A 15,276-nucleotide genomic window follows, 5' to 3' on the forward strand; every position below is an offset into this window, starting at 1 on the left:
GGGCAGCTCAGAAGGACGTGAGCGAGTAGGGCACCGGCCCGCCGTCGCTCATCGCGGCCCACGTACGCAGCGCATCGGCGTCTCCGCGGACCCGTCCGGCCGCGACCTGGGTGCCGACGGTGGTCACGCCCAGGTAGAGCGAGCCCAGCGTGCTGACGTCGAGGCTGACCTGCGGCGCGGCGTCGCTGGGCACCACCTCGGCGCGGCCGTCGCGCACCGTCACGGCCCAGCGGCCCTCGGCGAAGCCGAGGGGGTCGGTCACGCCGACGACGACCTCGCCGTCGGCCGACCAGGGCCGGGCAGCGAGGGCGGCAGCCACGTCGAGGATCCGCACCCAGATGTGGTCCGAGGGGCCCTTGCTGGCCACGCAGCGGGGGTCGACGAGCGCCCACGGCAGCGGGTGGTCCGGGCGTACGGTCGCCGTGACCCGGTCGGTGAGGTCGACGCCGGCCAGGAAGTCCCACAGCGCGAGCTCGCCCTCGGCGGTCACCGAGGCCATGTCGCGCACCTTGACGGTGTGGTCGTCGCCCCAGCCGCCGTGCTCGTAGAGCGCGTAGCCGTGCGGGACGTCGTCGGCGTCGAGGTGGACCACGGCGCGCATCTTCTTCGACGGGGCCTGCTCCGACCAGTCCCAGCCGCCGTGGGTGAAGGACGAGTAGCCGGCGGGGCGCGAGACCGACCCGCGGTGGGTCGCGTGCCACTGGGCGAAGATCCGGCTCGGCACGTCACCCAGCTCGGCGGGCTCCAGCACGACGAAGCGGCCCGAGGAGCTGAACTCCTCGAAGGCGAAGCGTCGGGTCACGTCGACCTCGACCTTGGTGACCTGGGTGGCCGGGCCGAAGCCGAAGCGGCGGTAGATCCCGCCCTCGGAGACGGTGAGCGCGGCGATCGACTTGCCGGCGGCGGCCGCGCCGGCAAGGTCGGCGCTGAGCAGGCGGCGCGCGAGCCCCTGGCGGCGGCTGGAGGGGGCGACGGTGACGTCGCTGATCATGTGCAGCGGCACGACCTCGGCGCCGGTGTTGAGCTCGCCGTCCCAGCTGGTGACGGTGGCCACCGGGACGGGGCCGGAGCCGTAGCTGCCCTCGGGCAACCAGGCGCCGTGCAGGCGCGCTGAGTTGCCGCGTACGTCGGAGAGCCAGACGTCCTCGCCGCGGCTGTCGGCGCGGACCAGGTGGAAGCCGCGGTTGACGGCCTCGAGGTAGCCGCGCAGCAGCGCGGCCGGGGTCTCGGGGTGGTTGGGGTCGAGCGTGCGGACGTCGTACTCCATCGCTCCACCGTATCGGTGGGGCTCAGGCCGCCCGCACAGGTGCCCCGGACCCGAGGGGCCGGTCAGTCCTCGTCGTCGCGGGCCTTGTAGGCCTCGAACTTCTCCGAGGCGCGGGCCGAGCGCTCCTGGATGACGCGGGCCAGGGCCTCACGCTGACGGGCCAGCAGGAACCACGACGAGACGCCCGACAGGAGCAGCGCGAGGATGAGGGCCCACAGCAGGGGCACCTCGTCGGCGAGCAGCGACCAGATCCCGATCACGATCACCAGCGACGAGGCCAGCAGCAGGAAGCGCATCAGGTTGTAGATCCAGAACTCCTTCACGCCGCCCACTCTACGAGCCACCCGCTGCGTGGGCCGCAGGCGCCGTCGGCCCCGGCCCGGCACCAACCCAGCACCAACGGCAGCACCAACCGCGGCACCGGCGCCTCTGCGGGCTCGGCTAGAGTTCCGGGGAACTGACCAACGGGTGCCAACGGGTGGATGCGGAGGATCATGTTCGAGCGCGTGCGTCGTCGTCTGCGACGCCCAGACCGGCAGGCCCGGCCTGCCCCGCCGAACCCGACCCCCGCCCCGAGCGCCACGCAGCGCCGGGCGCCGGACCAGATCGAGGTCCTCTCGATCGCCTTCGAGCTCGACGTGAGGCTCTGCCAGCTGCAGCTGACCTCGTTCGACCGGTTCTTCGACCTCGACTCGCTGGCCCGCTTCACGGTGCTGGTCAACGGCGGCGAGCCGGTGCTCGAGGAGCTGCGCCGCCACGCCGAGACGCTGAGGCCGCAGCTGCGCGACAAGCTCGTGCTGATGGAGCCGCACGAGCTGCGCGGCGGCGACTTCAACTCGTGGCGCGGCCAGCAGATCCTCAAGCTGATCTTCTCCCGACGCGTGGAGACGTCGCACTACCTCGTGCTGGACGCCAAGAACCACCTCATCAAGCCGGCCACCGCGGGTGACTGGTTCGACGAGCAGGGCCGCGCCCGCACCACGATCATCCCGACCAGCAACCTGATGCGGCCGCTGCTGATCGCGTCGTACGAGGTCTTCGGGCTCGACGCCGACCCGATGGCGCCGGTGATGCCGACGATCACGCCCTACCTGATGCACACCCGCCTGACCCGGGCGATGATGCGCGAGGTCGGCCAGCGCGCCGGGGTGCCCTTCGTCCGGGCCTTCAAGCGCAACTACCCGCAGGTCGGGAGTTCTTCCTCTACTACGCCTACCTGCTGTTCCGCTTCGGCACGGTCGACGACCACTACTACGACGACCTGCCCTACTGCGTCACGCTCTTCACGACCTACCCGCAGGACCCGGACGTGATCCAGATGGAGCTCGACCGCCTCGACGACCCCGAGATCCAGTTCTTCGGGCTGCACCGCAACCGGCTCCCCCAGCTCGACGACCCGCAGAAGAAGCGGATCACCCAGGTCTGGGAGGACGCCGGCCTGCTGACCGCCCACCCGGCGGGGTACTACCTCACGCCGCTCGGCTGACGGCGCCCGGCCGGCTGGCTGCTCGTAGGCGCGTTGTGCACCTTGCCTAGGCTGGTGGCGTGCTCAAGTTCCTGATCGTCGTGCTGCTGGTCGCAGTGGCCATCTACCTCGTCACCCGCGCGATCGAACGGCGCGGCGGTGTCACGCCAGCCGCGTCGCGGGCCGCGCGGCGGGGCCGTGCAGCCGCCGCGCCAGGTCGCCCCGGACGACGACCCCGACTTCCTGTGGGACCTCGAGCGCAAGCGCCGGCGTGAGGCCAAGGAGCACGGTCAGGCGCCGCCCGGCCGGGACGGCACCCCCGAGACCAGCCAGGACGGCACGGATCAGGACGGCACCGCTCAGGGCGAGGGGACCGGCGAGGAGTCGACCGGCACCAGCTGAACCTGGCTCGCGCCCTCGGCGTACGAGTGCTGGGACGTCGTCGAGAAGAAGTTGACGCCGATGAAGCTCCACCACAGGGTCGCCAGGCCGATCAGCGCGAGCACCGAGGCCACCTTGCCGCGCAGGCCGGCGGTCGTGCGGGCGTGCAGGTAGGCCGCGTAGACGACCCAGGTGATGAAGGCCAGACCTCCTTTGGGGTCCCAGTTCCAGTAGCGGCTCCAGGCCTCGTGCGCCCAGATCGGGCCGGTGATCAGCACCGCGAAGGTCCACACCGGGAAGCCGAAGGCGTGCATCCGGTAGGCCAGGCGGTCGAGGACCTTGGTGCTCGGCACGCGCGAGAAGTAGCCGGTCGTACGCTCGACGCCGCGCTCGGCGTCCTTCTTCTCGATCCGCTCCTGGACGAGGAAGAGGATGACCAGCAGGCCGCCGAGGGTGAAGGCGGCGGTGGCGATCACGGCCGAGACCACGTGGATCACCAGCCACGGCGAGTCGAGCGCCTCGGTGAGCGGCGCGACCGGCTTGTGCAGCCAGATCACGGCGAACATCAGCACCGTCAGCACGGTCGCCACGACCAGCGGCGCCAGCCAGGAGAGCTTGAACTTCTTGTAGGTGGCCAGGTAGATCACCACGACGAACCAGGCGCCGGAGATCGAGAACTCGTACATGTTGCCCCACGGCACCCGGTTGGGGTCGGCGGCCATGCCGCGGCCCAGGAGGGCCACGAAGTGCACCAGGCCGCCGAGGCCGGTCAGCAGCAGGCCGAGGCGCCCGAAGAGCGCGGTGCGGCCGGTGGTGACCTCCTCGGTGTGCGGCACCTGGCGCAGGCCCGCCCACTCGACGAGGTGGCTCAGCAGGGCGAGGAAGTAGACCACGCCGGCGACGGTGATCGCCTGGTTGCTGAGGACTTCCCACTGGGTGTCGGTCACGACTGCTCCTTCGGTGCTGCTCCGGCGGGGGCCGGCGCGAGTTCTGCGGTGATGCTCTCGATCTCCTCGGCGATGTCGCCGCCGCTGGAGCGGTCGAGGCCACCGATCTCCACGAGGGTGGTGCCGCCGACGCGACGGGCACGCACCCAGACGCGGCGGGGACGGACGTACAGGGAGCCGACCAGGCCGAGCAGGGCGAGGACGACACCGGCCAGGGCGACGAACTTGCCGGGGGTCTGGCTGATCTGGATCTTGTTCCAGCGCTCGACGCGCTCGAAGGTGACGCTGCCCAGGTCGCCGGGCAGCTCGACGGTGTCGCCGGGGCGCATGTCGAGGCGGAACATCTCGCCGTCGTCGGTCACCTTGGTCATCTTCGCCTTGTCGAGCACGTAGACCGACTGCGAGCGGCCGTCGTCGAGGCCGAGGTCACCGGTCCACACCTCCATCGAGACGAGCGGGTTGAGCAGGTCGCCGAAGGTCGACTGCGGACCGTTGTCGAAGACGTACGTCGGGTAGAACTCCCCCTCCAGCGCCAGCGGCGTCTTCGCGTCGGTCGCCTTCACGACGCCGAAGGAGCGGAAGTTCTGGTCGGTCGGGAGGAAGGGCGTCGCTCCTGAGATTGCGATCTCCCCGTCGGCGTCCCGCACCGTGATCACGGGGGCGTAGCCGTGGCCGATGAGGAAGATGTCGGTGCTCCCGATGGTGAGGGGGTGGTTGACCCGCAGGTCGTAGGTCTTCTCCTCCGCACCCGGCTCCTCGGTGTAGCGCAGCTTGGAGACGAAGTTGCGGGCTTGGCCCATGCCGGCCCCGGAGGTCAGCCAGTCGAGCTCGAAGTCGGCGATGTCGAAGGCGAAGGGCTCCATCCACTCCTGCTGGTAGAGCCCGCCCGGCACGAAGTCGTCGTACTGGGTGAGGTTGTTGGAGAAGCCGCCCCCGACGAGGATGATCGCCCCGCCCTGGTAGCCGAAGAGGCTGCCTGCCGCCACCCCCGCCATCACCACCAGGATCGAGAGGTGGAAGACCAGGTTGCCGGCCTCGCGCAGGTAGCCGCGCTCGGCGGCGACGAAGCCGCCGTCGGTTCCCTCGTCGTGGCGGTCGCGGCGGAAGCGGCGCTTGCCGAGCACCTTCTCGGCCCGGGCGAGCACCTCGTCGACCGACTCCTCGGTCTCGTACGACGCGCTCTCGCCCAACCGGGTCAGGTGGCGGGGCGCCCTCGGGGGACGCGCCCGCATGGCGCGGAAGTAGACCTTGGTGCGCGGGATGATGCAGCCCACCAGCGAGACGGTGAGCAGCAGGTAGATCGCGGCGAACCACGGCGAGGCGTAGACGTCGAAGAGGCCGAGCTTTTCGTAGATCGGGGTCAGCTTCGGTGGTTGTCCTGCCACTGCGACGCCTTCAACGCGTCGACGTCGGCCTGCGGGATCAACGACCCGGGCACGGCCGCCAGGGCCAGAAGGAGCAGCAGCACCAGCGCGGTGCGCATGGAGGTCAGCTGACGCCACGTCCAGCGCAGCAGCTCGACCAGGCTGAGGTCGTTCACACACTCACCTCGAAGTCGGAGACCAGGTGGACCTGGATCCAGGTCACCATCTCGAGCCACCAGCCGGTCACCATGAGCAGACCGACGGCGACCAGCATCAGGCCACCGACCCGCATGACGGCCACCTGGTGGCGCTTGAAGAAGGAGAAGGCGCCGAGCGCCTTGCGGTAGGCCAGCCCCGCCACGATGAACGGGATGCCCAGGCCCAGGGCGTACACGCCGGCGAGCAGGGCGCCGCGGCCTGCGGTGCCCTCGGTGTAGGCGAGGGTGAAGATCATCCCGAGCGTGGGGCCCAGGCAGGGCGTCCAGCCGAGGCCGAAGAGCACGCCGAGCAGCGGGGCGGCGCCCAGACCGACGGCCGGCACCTTGTGGATGCGCAGGTCACGTTGGAAGAGCGGCAGCCAGCCCGCGAAGGCGAGGCCCAGCACGATGGTCACGACGCCGAGCACGACGGTGATCTCGCGGGTCCAGGTCTGCAGCCACTCCCCCAGTGCGCCCGAGAGGGAGCCGAGCGCGACGAAGACGGCGGCGAAGCCCAGCACGAAGAGCACCGAGCCGAGCAGCATCCGGCCGCGGCGGCGCTCGGCCTCACCGGCGGCGAGGTCGGCCCCGGAGAGACCGGTCGCGTAGGAGAGGTAGCCGGGCAGCAGCGGGATCACGCACGGCGAGAAGAAGGAGACCAGCCCGGCCAGCATCGCCACCGGGATCGCCACGAGCAGTGAGCCCGATGCGGCGATCTCCCTGAACGCGTCACCCATCGACGGGCTCGTCGTCAGGTTGTTCCGTCGGGACCTTCGTGCCGGCGACGTCCTCGACAACGCCGACCAGGGTGGCCGCTGAAGGCAGGATCCCGATGATGGCTGCGGCTACCCGCCCCTCCGCGTCCAGCACGACCGTCGAAGGGATGGCTCGCGGCGGGATCGTGTCGTGGAAGGCCAGCAGGGCCTTCCCGTCGGGCGAGTAGAACGAGGGGTACTTGACCCCGAACCTTCGGACGAAGCTCTTGGCCTGACCGGTGGAGCCGTCACGGATGTTGATGCCGACGAAGCGGGCGATCCCCTCGGTCTCCTCGGCGGCCTCGAGCAGGTCCGGCATCTCCACGCGACACTGCGCGCACCACGCGCCCCAGACGTTGACGACGGTGACGTCACCGCGAAAATCTGCGAGGTCGATCGGGTCACCGTCGAGGTCGGTGCCGGTCAGCTCGACAGCCTTCTCGCGCTCGTCCGCCGGGACCATCTGCACGGCTCCGTCGGCCGTCACGTACCCCTTGCTTCCGGTGCCCTCAATGGAGGAGCAACCCGTCAGCGTCAGGACTGCGGCAGCGAGCGCTGCGGCCAAGCGGCTGCTCGGCGAGATGGAGAGGAGCATGGTCAGGGACGCTTCTCTTCCGGCGCGCCGCCCGCGGAGAAGGGCGCGTTCTTGTCCTTGGCCGGGATGAGGTCACCGGCCGGCTCGGAGTAGAGCACCTGCGTGAGGCGGTCGTCCTCGAAGTGCAGGGTGGTCAGCGAGCAGAGCGTGCACTCGCGCTTGCGCGGGTCGTGCAGGAACGACTTGCCCTCGGCGAACAGGCGCAGCGTCCAGATCGGCAGCTGGTGGGAGACCACCACGGCCTCGTGGCCCCGCGCCGCGTCGCGGGCGTCGTGCACGGCGGCCAGCATCCGGGCCGCCATTTCCTCGTAGGGCTCGCCCCACGACGGCTTGAACGGGTTGTAGAGGTGGCGCCACAGGTGCGGGCGCTTCACCAGGGTCATCGGGCCCTCGCCGAAGTTGATGCCCTCGAACTTGTTGGTCGACTCGATGACGCGCGGGTCGATCTCGGGCGTGAGGCCGAGTCGCTCGGCCAACGGCGCGGCGGTCTCCTGCGCGCGCTCGAGCGGGGACGTACGCATGTGCACGATGTCGCGGTCGCCGATCGACTCCGCGATCCGCTCGGCCATCTTCACGCCGCGCTCGGAGAGGTGGAAGCCAGGGCGGCGGCCGTAGAGGATCCCCTGCGGGTTGTGCACCTCACCGTGGCGCAGGACGTGGACGAGCGTGGTGGTCATGCGTTCTCTCCTGCGGCTGCGGCGGCCCGGGCTGCCCCGGGCAGGGCGTCGAGCACGGCCTGGACCGCGCGGTCGTCGTGGGCGGCGGACACGAACCAGCACTCGTACGCTCGGGGGCAGGTAGACCCCGGCGTCGAGCATGGCGTGGAAGAGCGCGGCGTACGCCTTCTCGTCCTGCGCGCTGGCGTCGGCGAAGTTGCGCACCTCGCCCTCGCGGAGGAAGACCGAGAACATCGTGCCGGCCGACTGGATGCGGTGCGGCAGCCCGGCGGCGGTGAACGCCTCGGTGATGCCGACCTTGATGGCGTCGCCGGCGGCGGTGAGGTGGGCGTACACCTCGTCGGTCGCACGGCGCAGCGTCGCGAGTCCGGCGGTGGTCGCGATCGGTTCCCGGAGAGGGTGCCGGCCTGGTAGACGTTGCCCTCGGGCGAGAGGTGACCCATCACGTCGGCGCGACCGCCGAAGGCCGCGGCCGGGAAGCCACCGCCCATCACCTTGCCGAAGGTCATCAGGTCAGGGGTCCAACCCTCGTGGACGCCGTCGAGGCCCCAGCCGCCGAGCTTGCTGGCGCGGAAGCCGGTCATCACCTCGTCGGAGATGAAGAGGGCGCCCGTGCTGCGGCAGGTCTCGGCGAGGAAGGCGTTGAAGCCGGGCTCCGGCGGGACGATGCCCATGTTGCCGGGGGTGGCCTCGACGATCAGCGCGGCGATCCGGTCACCGTGCTCCGCGAAGGCGGCGGTGACGGCGGCGCGGTCGTTGTAGGGCAGCACCAGGGTCAGGTCGGTGGCCGAGGTCGGCACGCCCGGGGTGCCGGGCACGGCGAAGGTGGCCAGCCCGGAGCCGGCCTGGGCCAGCAGCGCGTCGACGTGGCCGTGGTAGTTGCCGGCGAACTTCACGATCACGTCGCGACCGGTGAAGCCGCGCGCCAGCCGGATCGCCGACATGGTCGCCTCGGTGCCCGAGGAAACGAAGCGGACCCGCTCCACGGGTGTACGGACGACGATCTCCTCCGCGAGCTCGACCTCGGGCTCGGTGGGGGTGCCGTACGACGTGCCGCGCGCGACCGCGGCGTTGACCTCGGCCATCACCTCGGGGTGCGCGTGGCCCAGGAGCATCGGGCCCCACGAGCAGATCAGGTCGACGTAGTCGTTGCCGTCGACGTCGGTCAGCCAGGCGCCCTGCGCGGAGCGGATGAAGCGTGGCGTCCCGCCGACGGCGTTGAAGGCACGGACGGGGGAGTTCACTCCCCCGGGGGTCACGGCTCGGGCGCGCTCGAACAGCGCGCCGCTGCCGGCGTGGGGGCGTGGAGTCACCTGACCATTGTGGCCCAGTGGGCAAATGGGGTCACCATCGCGGAGGGGTGAGGTTGCCTACGCTCCGCGATCGAGCGTGGTCGAGCGTGGTCAGGCCCGCAGCAGCCGCGCGGCCTCGCTCGCCCAGTAGGTCAGGACCACGTCGGCGCCGGCCCGCCGGATCGAGGTCAGCGTCTCCAGGATCGCGGCCTCGCGGTCGATCCAGCCGTGGGCGGCCGCATCCTCGACCATCGAGTACTCCCCCGAGATGTTGTACGCAGCCACCGGCACGTCGACCGCATCGCGCACCTGCCGCAGCACGTCGAGGTAGGCCAGCGCCGGCTTCACCATGACGATGTCGGCGCCCTCCTCGACGTCGAGCAGCGCCTCGCGTACGCCCTCGAGCGCGTTGGCGGGGTCCTGCTGGTAGGTCCGGCGGTCGCCCGACAGCGACGAGTCGACGGCCTCGCGGAAGGGGCCGTAGAAGGCGGAGGCGTACTTCGCCGAGTAGGCCAGGATCGAGACGTCGGTGTGGCCCTCGGCGTCGAGCGCGTCACGGATGACGGCGACCTGGCCGTCCATCATCCCGCTGGGGCCGACCATGTGGACCCCGGCCGCGGCCTGGGCCTGGGCCATCTCGGCGTAGATCCGCAGGGTCGCGTCGTTGTCGACCCGTCCGTCGCCGCTCAGCACGCCGCAGTGGCCGTGGTCGGTGAACTCGTCCAGGCAGAGGTCGCTCATCACGGTGAGCGCGTCGCCGACCTCGGCGACGACGTCGGCGATCGCGACGTTGAGGATGCCGTCGGCCTCCAGCGCGCCCGAGCCGACCGCGTCCTTGGTCTCGGGGATGCCGAAGAGCATCACGCCGCCCAGCCCCAGCTCGGCCGCCTCGGCGACCGCGGCCTTGAGGCTGTCGCGGGTGTGCTGCACGACGCCGGGCATCGAGGAGATGTCGACCGGGGCGTCGATGCCCTCCCGCACGAAGACCGGCAGGACCAACTGGCGCGGCTCAACCGTCGTCTCGGCCACCATGCGTCGCAGCGCCGGGGTGGCGCGCAGGCGTCGGGGGCGGATCGCCGGGCCGGTCAGGTCGTCGAAGGAAGCCATGGGGTCGATCCTCTCACTGAGGTTCCAACGCAGACTGTGGAGTTGATGACGTCGACACCGGGGTGTCGCGCATCAACTCCACAGTTGCGGCTCAGGTGGCTCGTGGCCACCCAGCGGGCGTACGACTACTTCGCGGCGGCCTTGCGGCGGCCCGAGGCCTTGCGGTCCGACGGCTTCGTGACCGGCTGGCCGGCCTCGACCAGCGCGGCACGACGCGCGGCGCCGAAGTCGGCGAGCGCGTCGACCAGCAGGTCGACGTCGGGCTTGGGAGCCATCACGTCGACGCGCAGGCCGTGCTCCTCGGCCGTCTTGGCCGTGGCCGGACCGATGACCGCGATGATCGTCGAGGGGTGCGGCTTGCCGGCGATGCCGACGAGGTTGCGCACGGTGGACGACGAGGTGAAGACCACCGCGTCGAACTTGCCCGTCTTGATCGCGTCGCGGGTCGGCGCCGGCGGCGGGGCCGCACGCACGGTGCGGTAGGCCGTCACGTCGTCGCACTCCCAGCCGAGCTCGCCCAGGCCGGTCACGAGGACCTCCGTGGCGATGTCGGCACGCGGCAGGAAGACGCGGTTGATCGGGTCGAGCACGTCGTCGTAGGGCGGCCACTCCTCGACCAGCCCGCGGGCGGACTGCTCACCGGTCGGCACCAGGTCGGCACGCAGGCCCCAGGCGGCGATCGCCTCGGCGGTCTTGTCGCCGACCGCGGCGATCTTCAGGCCCGAGAAGGAGCGGGCGTCGAGGCCGTACTCCTCGAACTTCTCGCGCACCGCCTTGACCGCGTTGACCGAGGTGAAGGCGATCCACTCGTAGCGGCCCTCGACCAGGCCGCGCACGGCCTTGTCCATCTGCAGCGGGTTGCGGGGCGGCTCGACCGAGATGGTCGGGACCTCCTCCGGCACGCCCCCGAAGTCGCGCAGGCGGGAGGAGAGCGAGCCGGCCTGCTCCTTCGTACGCGGCACGAGGACGCGCCAGCCGAAGAGCGGCTTGGTCTCGAACCACGACAGCGTCTCGCGCAGGTTGACCACGTCGCCGATCACGATGATCGCCGCGGGGCCACCCGGGCGGCGCGCACGTCGGCGGCCACGTCGGCCAGCGTCGAGGTCAGCGTCGACTGCTCGGTGGTGGTGCCCACCCGGGTCACGGCGACGGGGGTCTGCGGCGAGCGGCCGGCCTCCATCAGCGACCGGGCGGCCTCGCCGATGGCGCCGACGCCGGACAGCAGCACCAGGGTGCGGTTGTCGGCGTACTGCCGCCAGTCGATGGTGCCGCCGCAGGTCACGACGGCGACCTCGCGGTGGTTCTTGTCGGTGAGCGGGATGCCGGCGTACGCAGGCACCGCGGCGACCGCGGAGACGCCCGGGACGATCTCGAAGCCGATGCCCGCCTTGACGCAGGCCTGCGCCTCCTCGGGACCCGAGGCGTACATGAACGGGTCACCGGTCATCAGGCGGACCACCCGCGACTTCTTGCCGTGCTTCACCACCAGGCGGCCACGCGCGGCGTTGGTCAGCGGCTGACCGTCGTCACCGAAGCCACCGTCGACGAAGAGCGGGCCGACCGGGGCCTCCGGCTCGGCGCCCTCGGCGGGCTCCACGGGGGCGGGCAGGCCGAGGACGGCACGCACCATCGCCTCGTGCTCGGGCGCCTCGGTCACCACCACCTCGGCGGAACGCAACAACTCGACGGCACGCACGGTCAGCAGGCCGGGGTCGCCGGGACCACCGCCCACGAACGACACCCACCCGGTGGGCGACGGCTTGTCAGGGGTCTTGCCAGAAGTCATGGACTGCTGCTTCCTCACTGGTGTTTCCATCAGGCTGGTTCCTCCATCAGTTCGGCTGCGCCCGCCGCGAGCATCTCGCTCCCCAGTCGGGTGCCGATGCCAACGGCATCACCGGGCAGGCCGGAGGCGCTCATGCGCACCGTGCGACTACCGTCCCCGGACAGGGCCACGGCCCTGATCCAGAGTTCCTCCCCTTCGTCTCCTTCGACCACCTCGGCCAGCGCGCCCAGCGGGGCGCTGCATCCAGCCTCCAAGGTGGCCAGCACCTGCCGCTCGCAGACCACAGCGGCCCGCGTGGCGGCGTCGTCGAGTGCGGAGAGCAGCTCGACGAGCTCGGTGTCGTCAGTGCGGCACTCGATCGCCAGCGCGCCCTGGCCGGGGGCCGGGAGCATCTGCAGCGGGTCGAGCGACTCGGTGGCCTCGTCGGCCCGGTCGAGACGGTTGAGGCCGGCCCCGGCGAGCACCACGGCGTCGAGCTCACCGGAGGTGACCTTGCCGATCCGGGTGCCGACGTTGCCGCGGATCGCCACGACGTCCAGGCCGAGGCCGAGCGCGTGGAGCTGGGCGGCGCGACGCGGCGAGCCGGTGCCGACGCGGCTGCCGACCGGCAGCTCGCCCAGCGTCAGGCCGTCGCGGGCCACCAGGACGTCGCGCGAGTCCTCGCGTCTCGGGATCGCCGGCAGGGCGATGCCGTCGGCGGGCGTGGTCGGCAGGTCCTTGAGCGAGTGCACGGCGAAGTCGACACGACCCTCGAGCAGCGCGTCACGCAGCGCGGAGACGAAGACCCCGGTGCCGCCCATCTGGGCCAGCGGTCCGCGGTTGACGTCGCCCTCGGTGCTCACGTGCACCAGCTCGACCTCGTGGCCCAGCGCGCGCACCATCTCGGCGACCATGCCGGACTGGGTGGTGGCCAGGGCGGAGGCGCGGGTGCCCAGGCGCAGGACGCGGCTCATGCGTTGCCTCCCTCGACGATGTCGCTGCGGGTGACCGCCTGCACGGCGTCGGGGTCGAGCGCGAAGAGCTCGGCCAGGGCGGTCGCGTAGGAGACCGCGCCGTCCTCGTCGGCGAGTTCGCGCACCCGGACGGTGGGCTGGTGGAGCAGCTTCTCGGCGACCCGGTGGACCGTGCGGCGGACCTCCGCGATCACCTCGGGATCGGCGTCACCCAGGCGCGCCTCGAGGCGCTCCAGCTCCGACTCCACGACGCCGGTGGCCATCGTGCGCAGCGCCACCACGGTCGGGGTGACCGACGCCTGGCGACGGGCGAGAGGAAGGCCTGGACCTCCTCGGCGACGATCTCGCGTACGCCGTCGACGCTGCGGACGGCCTCGTGGTCGCGGCCCAGGCGGTCGGCCAGGTCGGCCAGGCCGAGCACCTCGACGCCGGGCAGCTCGGCGGCCGCGGGGTCGACGTCGTGGGGCAGCGCGAGGTCGAGCACGGTGAGGGGCTGCGTACGCCCGTCGCGCGCCTCGGCGACCTCGGCCGCGGTGAGCACGACGCCGGAGGCGCCGGTGCAGGTGATCAGCACGTCGGCGGTGCCGAGCTCGTCGGAGAGCTCGTCCATCGGCACGGCCCGCACGCCGTACTCGGCGGCCAGGCGCTCGGCGTTGGCGAGCGAGCGGTTGGCCACCACGACCTGGCGGGCGCCCTGGCGGGTCAGCGTGGCGACGGCGAGCGAGGCCATCGAGCCGGCGCCGAGCACGAGGGCGGAGACACCGCGTACGCCGTCGTCGCCCAGCGCCTCGCCCAGCGCGGCGGAGACCATCGAGGGGGCGGCGCTGTCGACGTCGGTCTCGGCGTGGGTGCGCTTGCCGACGCGCAGCGCCTGCTGGAAGAGCGAGTTGAGGGCGGGGCCGACGGTGCCGAGCTCCTGCCCGACCCGCAGGGCCTCACGGGCCTGGCCGAGGATCTGGCCCTCGCCGAGCACCATCGAGTCCATGCCGGCGGCCACGTGGAAGAGGTGCGAGACGGCACCGTCCTCGTAGTGCACGTAGAGGTGCGGGACCATCGTCTCGGGCGCGGCGCCGGAGCGGGCGACCAGGAGGCGGGAGAGGTCCTCGACCGAGCCGTGGAACCGCTCGACGTCGGCGTAAATCTCGAGGCGGTTGCAGGTGGAGATGACCGCCACCTCGCCGACGTGGTCGGCCTCGACCGCGTCGAGCACCAGCTTGCGGGCGCCGTCGGCGTCGAGCGCGAGGCTCTCCAGGACCGAGACGGGGGCCGACTTGTGGGAGATCCCCACGACCAGGACGCTCATGAGACACCCTCCGGGGACAGGGCGGCAGCGCTCGAGCCGACGGCGCCCTGGGGGACGGAGCCCGGGTCGACGGCCGCCTTGCGCTGCTCGTGGTAGGCGAGGATCTGGAGCTCGATCGACAGGTCGACCTTGCGCACGTCGACGCCGGCCGGGACGGTCAGCACGCTGGGCGCGAAGTTGAGGATGCTGGTGATGCCGGAGGCGACCATCCGGTCGGCCACCGACTGGGCCGCGGCGGCCGGGGTGGCGATGACGCCGATCGCGACGGCGTTGTCGGCGACGATCTGCTCGAGCTCGTCGAAGGGGCGCACCGCGATCCCGGCGACCTCCTGCCCGGCGCGCTCGAGGTCGGCGTCGAGGAGGGCGACGACCCGGAAGCCGCGGCTGCGGAAGCCGGAGTAGTTGGCGAGCGCGTGGCCCAGGTTTCCGATGCCGACGATGACGACCGGCCAGTCCTGGGTGACGCCGATCTCGCGGGCGATCTGGTAGGTCAGGTACTCGACGTCGTAGCCGACGCCGCGGGTCCCGTAGGAGCCGAGGTAGGAGAGGTCCTTGCGCAGCTTGGCGCTGTTGACGCCCGCCGCGGTCGCGAGCTCCTCGCTGGAGCAGGTCGCGATGCCGCTCTCGGTGAGGCCGGTGAGGGCCCGGAGGTAGACGGGAAGTCGGGCGATGGTCGCTTCAGGGATCTCGCGCGCACTCTCTGCAGAGGACCGTGAACTCACTGGGACTTCTCTTTCCAGCCGGGCGATCCACCGGGGGCTCCGGGGGCGGGAATCGTTCGGCCCGTCCACTTTATGAGTTTGTGAACGCGGGAACAAAATCATCCCGCCCTGCGGCTAGCACAGGTGAGATGCGCCACAGCAGGCGGGGCGGCGGTTTTCCGAGGCCCCGGGAGCGCGGGCTCCGTGCGCGCAGGTCAGCGGGCCAGCGCGGCGCGCAGCCGGGACTCGTCGACACGCCAGAAGTCGTGCTGGCGGCCGTCGACGAAGGTCACCGGGATCTCCTCGCCGAAGCGGTCCAGGAGGTCCTCGTCGGAGTCGATGTCGACCTCCACGAACGACTCCCCCAGGTCGGCGCAGACGCGCTCGACGACGGCGCGCGCGTCGTCGCACAGGTGGCAACCGGGGCGCCCGTAGAGGGTGATGCGGGGCACGGCTGGGTCGGGCATGCACCCATTCTCCCAGCCA

The 15,276-nt window shown here is 71.6% G+C and carries 15 protein-coding genes and 3 pseudogenes; 3 read left to right on the forward strand and 15 right to left on the reverse strand.

The window, feature by feature from the left end; translation table 11 throughout:
- Positions 1-7: 7 nt before the first annotated feature.
- On the reverse strand, positions 8-1,267 hold the full coding sequence (locus tag E2C04_RS15550) for a GNAT family N-acetyltransferase (RefSeq protein ID WP_135833286.1): 1,260 nt from the start codon (positions 1,265-1,267) through the stop codon (positions 8-10).
- 62 nt (positions 1,268-1,329) lie between these two features.
- Entirely contained in the window at positions 1,330-1,590 is a 261-nt protein-coding gene (locus tag E2C04_RS15555; RefSeq protein ID WP_135833287.1) for a DUF4229 domain-containing protein, read from the reverse strand.
- Positions 1,591-1,761: 171 nt separating this feature from the next.
- Between E2C04_RS15555 and E2C04_RS15560 the strand changes: the two genes are divergently transcribed.
- The 3 genes from E2C04_RS15560 (at position 1,762) to E2C04_RS15565 (ending at position 3,134) form a co-directional block, all read left to right on the forward strand.
- Positions 1,762-2,580: a DUF6492 family protein gene (locus E2C04_RS15560; RefSeq protein WP_135833288.1), complete on the forward strand. Its 819-nt coding sequence runs from the start codon at positions 1,762-1,764 to the stop codon at positions 2,578-2,580.
- Positions 2,577-2,753, forward strand: coding sequence for a hypothetical protein (locus E2C04_RS17870; protein ID WP_158630720.1), 177 nt, complete (start codon positions 2,577-2,579; stop codon positions 2,751-2,753). Before E2C04_RS15560 ends, E2C04_RS17870 begins: the two co-directional genes overlap by 4 nt.
- Positions 2,754-2,891: 138 nt before the next feature.
- Positions 2,892-3,134, forward strand: coding sequence for a hypothetical protein (locus tag E2C04_RS15565; protein ID WP_135833289.1), 243 nt, complete (start codon positions 2,892-2,894; stop codon positions 3,132-3,134).
- Here the strand turns inward: E2C04_RS15565 and ccsB are convergent.
- From ccsB to E2C04_RS15625, 13 genes and pseudogenes are all read right to left on the reverse strand, one after another.
- On the reverse strand, positions 3,092-4,060 hold the full coding sequence (gene ccsB / locus E2C04_RS15570) for a c-type cytochrome biogenesis protein CcsB (protein ID WP_135833290.1): 969 nt from the start codon (positions 4,058-4,060) through the stop codon (positions 3,092-3,094). The genes E2C04_RS15565 and ccsB overlap by 43 nt on opposite strands.
- Positions 4,057-5,543 (reverse strand): annotated as a pseudogene (gene resB / locus E2C04_RS15575) (cytochrome c biogenesis protein ResB). Before resB ends, ccsB begins: the two are co-directional and overlap by 4 nt.
- A gap of 53 nt (positions 5,544-5,596) precedes the next feature.
- Positions 5,597-6,358: a cytochrome c biogenesis CcdA family protein gene (locus E2C04_RS15580; RefSeq protein ID WP_135833291.1), complete on the reverse strand. Its 762-nt coding sequence runs from the start codon at positions 6,356-6,358 to the stop codon at positions 5,597-5,599.
- Positions 6,351-6,971 carry a TlpA family protein disulfide reductase gene (locus tag E2C04_RS15585; RefSeq protein ID WP_135833292.1) on the reverse strand — a complete coding sequence of 207 codons (621 nt, stop codon included), beginning with the start codon at positions 6,969-6,971 and terminating at the stop codon, positions 6,351-6,353. The genes E2C04_RS15580 and E2C04_RS15585 overlap by 8 nt, the downstream gene beginning before the upstream one ends.
- Positions 6,972-6,973: 2 nt before the next feature.
- Positions 6,974-7,648: a histidine phosphatase family protein gene (locus E2C04_RS15590; protein WP_135833293.1), complete on the reverse strand. Its 675-nt coding sequence runs from the start codon at positions 7,646-7,648 to the stop codon at positions 6,974-6,976.
- Positions 7,645-8,961, reverse strand: a pseudogene (hemL, locus tag E2C04_RS15595) (glutamate-1-semialdehyde 2,1-aminomutase). The gene E2C04_RS15590 and the pseudogene hemL overlap by 4 nt, the downstream one beginning before the upstream one ends.
- A gap of 90 nt (positions 8,962-9,051) precedes the next feature.
- A complete protein-coding gene (gene hemB / locus E2C04_RS15600) occupies positions 9,052-10,047 on the reverse strand; it encodes a porphobilinogen synthase (RefSeq protein WP_135833294.1) in 996 nt (331 codons plus the stop codon).
- A gap of 125 nt (positions 10,048-10,172) precedes the next feature.
- Positions 10,173-11,833, reverse strand: a pseudogene (locus E2C04_RS22180) (bifunctional uroporphyrinogen-III C-methyltransferase/uroporphyrinogen-III synthase).
- Between the two features lie 29 nt (positions 11,834-11,862).
- A complete protein-coding gene (hemC, locus tag E2C04_RS15610) occupies positions 11,863-12,786 on the reverse strand; it encodes a hydroxymethylbilane synthase (protein ID WP_135833295.1) in 924 nt (307 codons plus the stop codon).
- Positions 12,783-13,034, reverse strand: a complete 252-nt coding sequence (locus tag E2C04_RS21675; protein ID WP_338088785.1) for a hypothetical protein — start codon at positions 13,032-13,034, stop codon at positions 12,783-12,785. Before E2C04_RS21675 ends, hemC begins: the two co-directional genes overlap by 4 nt.
- A complete protein-coding gene (hemA, locus tag E2C04_RS15615; RefSeq protein ID WP_338088786.1) occupies positions 12,977-14,089 on the reverse strand; it encodes a glutamyl-tRNA reductase in 1,113 nt (370 codons plus the stop codon). The genes E2C04_RS21675 and hemA overlap by 58 nt, the downstream gene beginning before the upstream one ends.
- A complete protein-coding gene (locus tag E2C04_RS15620) occupies positions 14,086-14,811 on the reverse strand; it encodes a redox-sensing transcriptional repressor Rex (protein ID WP_188421631.1) in 726 nt (241 codons plus the stop codon). The genes hemA and E2C04_RS15620 overlap by 4 nt, the downstream gene beginning before the upstream one ends.
- Positions 14,812-15,005: 194 nt before the next feature.
- A complete protein-coding gene (locus tag E2C04_RS15625; RefSeq protein WP_135833297.1) occupies positions 15,006-15,257 on the reverse strand; it encodes a glutaredoxin family protein in 252 nt (83 codons plus the stop codon).
- Positions 15,258-15,276: the final 19 nt, after the last annotated feature.

The sequence above is a fragment of the Nocardioides daphniae genome (genome assembly GCF_004777465.1).
GTDB lineage: Bacteria > Actinomycetota > Actinomycetes > Propionibacteriales > Nocardioidaceae > Nocardioides > Nocardioides daphniae.

Coding starts and splice junctions, on each gene's coding strand:
- E2C04_RS15625 (WP_135833297.1), bottom strand. CDS start 15,257: ATGCCCGACCCAGCCGTGCCCCGCATCACCCTCTACGGGCGCCCCGGT.
- hemC (WP_135833295.1), bottom strand. CDS start 12,786: ATGAGCCGCGTCCTGCGCCTGGGCACCCGCGCCTCCGCCCTGGCCACC.
- E2C04_RS15585 (WP_135833292.1), bottom strand. CDS start 6,971: ATGCTCCTCTCCATCTCGCCGAGCAGCCGCTTGGCCGCAGCGCTCGCT.
- E2C04_RS15560 (WP_135833288.1), top strand. CDS start 1,762: ATGTTCGAGCGCGTGCGTCGTCGTCTGCGACGCCCAGACCGGCAGGCC.
- hemB (WP_135833294.1), bottom strand. CDS start 10,047: ATGGCTTCCTTCGACGACCTGACCGGCCCGGCGATCCGCCCCCGACGC.
- E2C04_RS15580 (WP_135833291.1), bottom strand. CDS start 6,358: ATGGGTGACGCGTTCAGGGAGATCGCCGCATCGGGCTCACTGCTCGTG.
- E2C04_RS15590 (WP_135833293.1), bottom strand. CDS start 7,648: ATGACCACCACGCTCGTCCACGTCCTGCGCCACGGTGAGGTGCACAAC.
- E2C04_RS15550 (WP_135833286.1), bottom strand. CDS start 1,267: ATGGAGTACGACGTCCGCACGCTCGACCCCAACCACCCCGAGACCCCG.
- hemA (WP_338088786.1), bottom strand. CDS start 14,089: ATGAGCGTCCTGGTCGTGGGGATCTCCCACAAGTCGGCCCCCGTCTCG.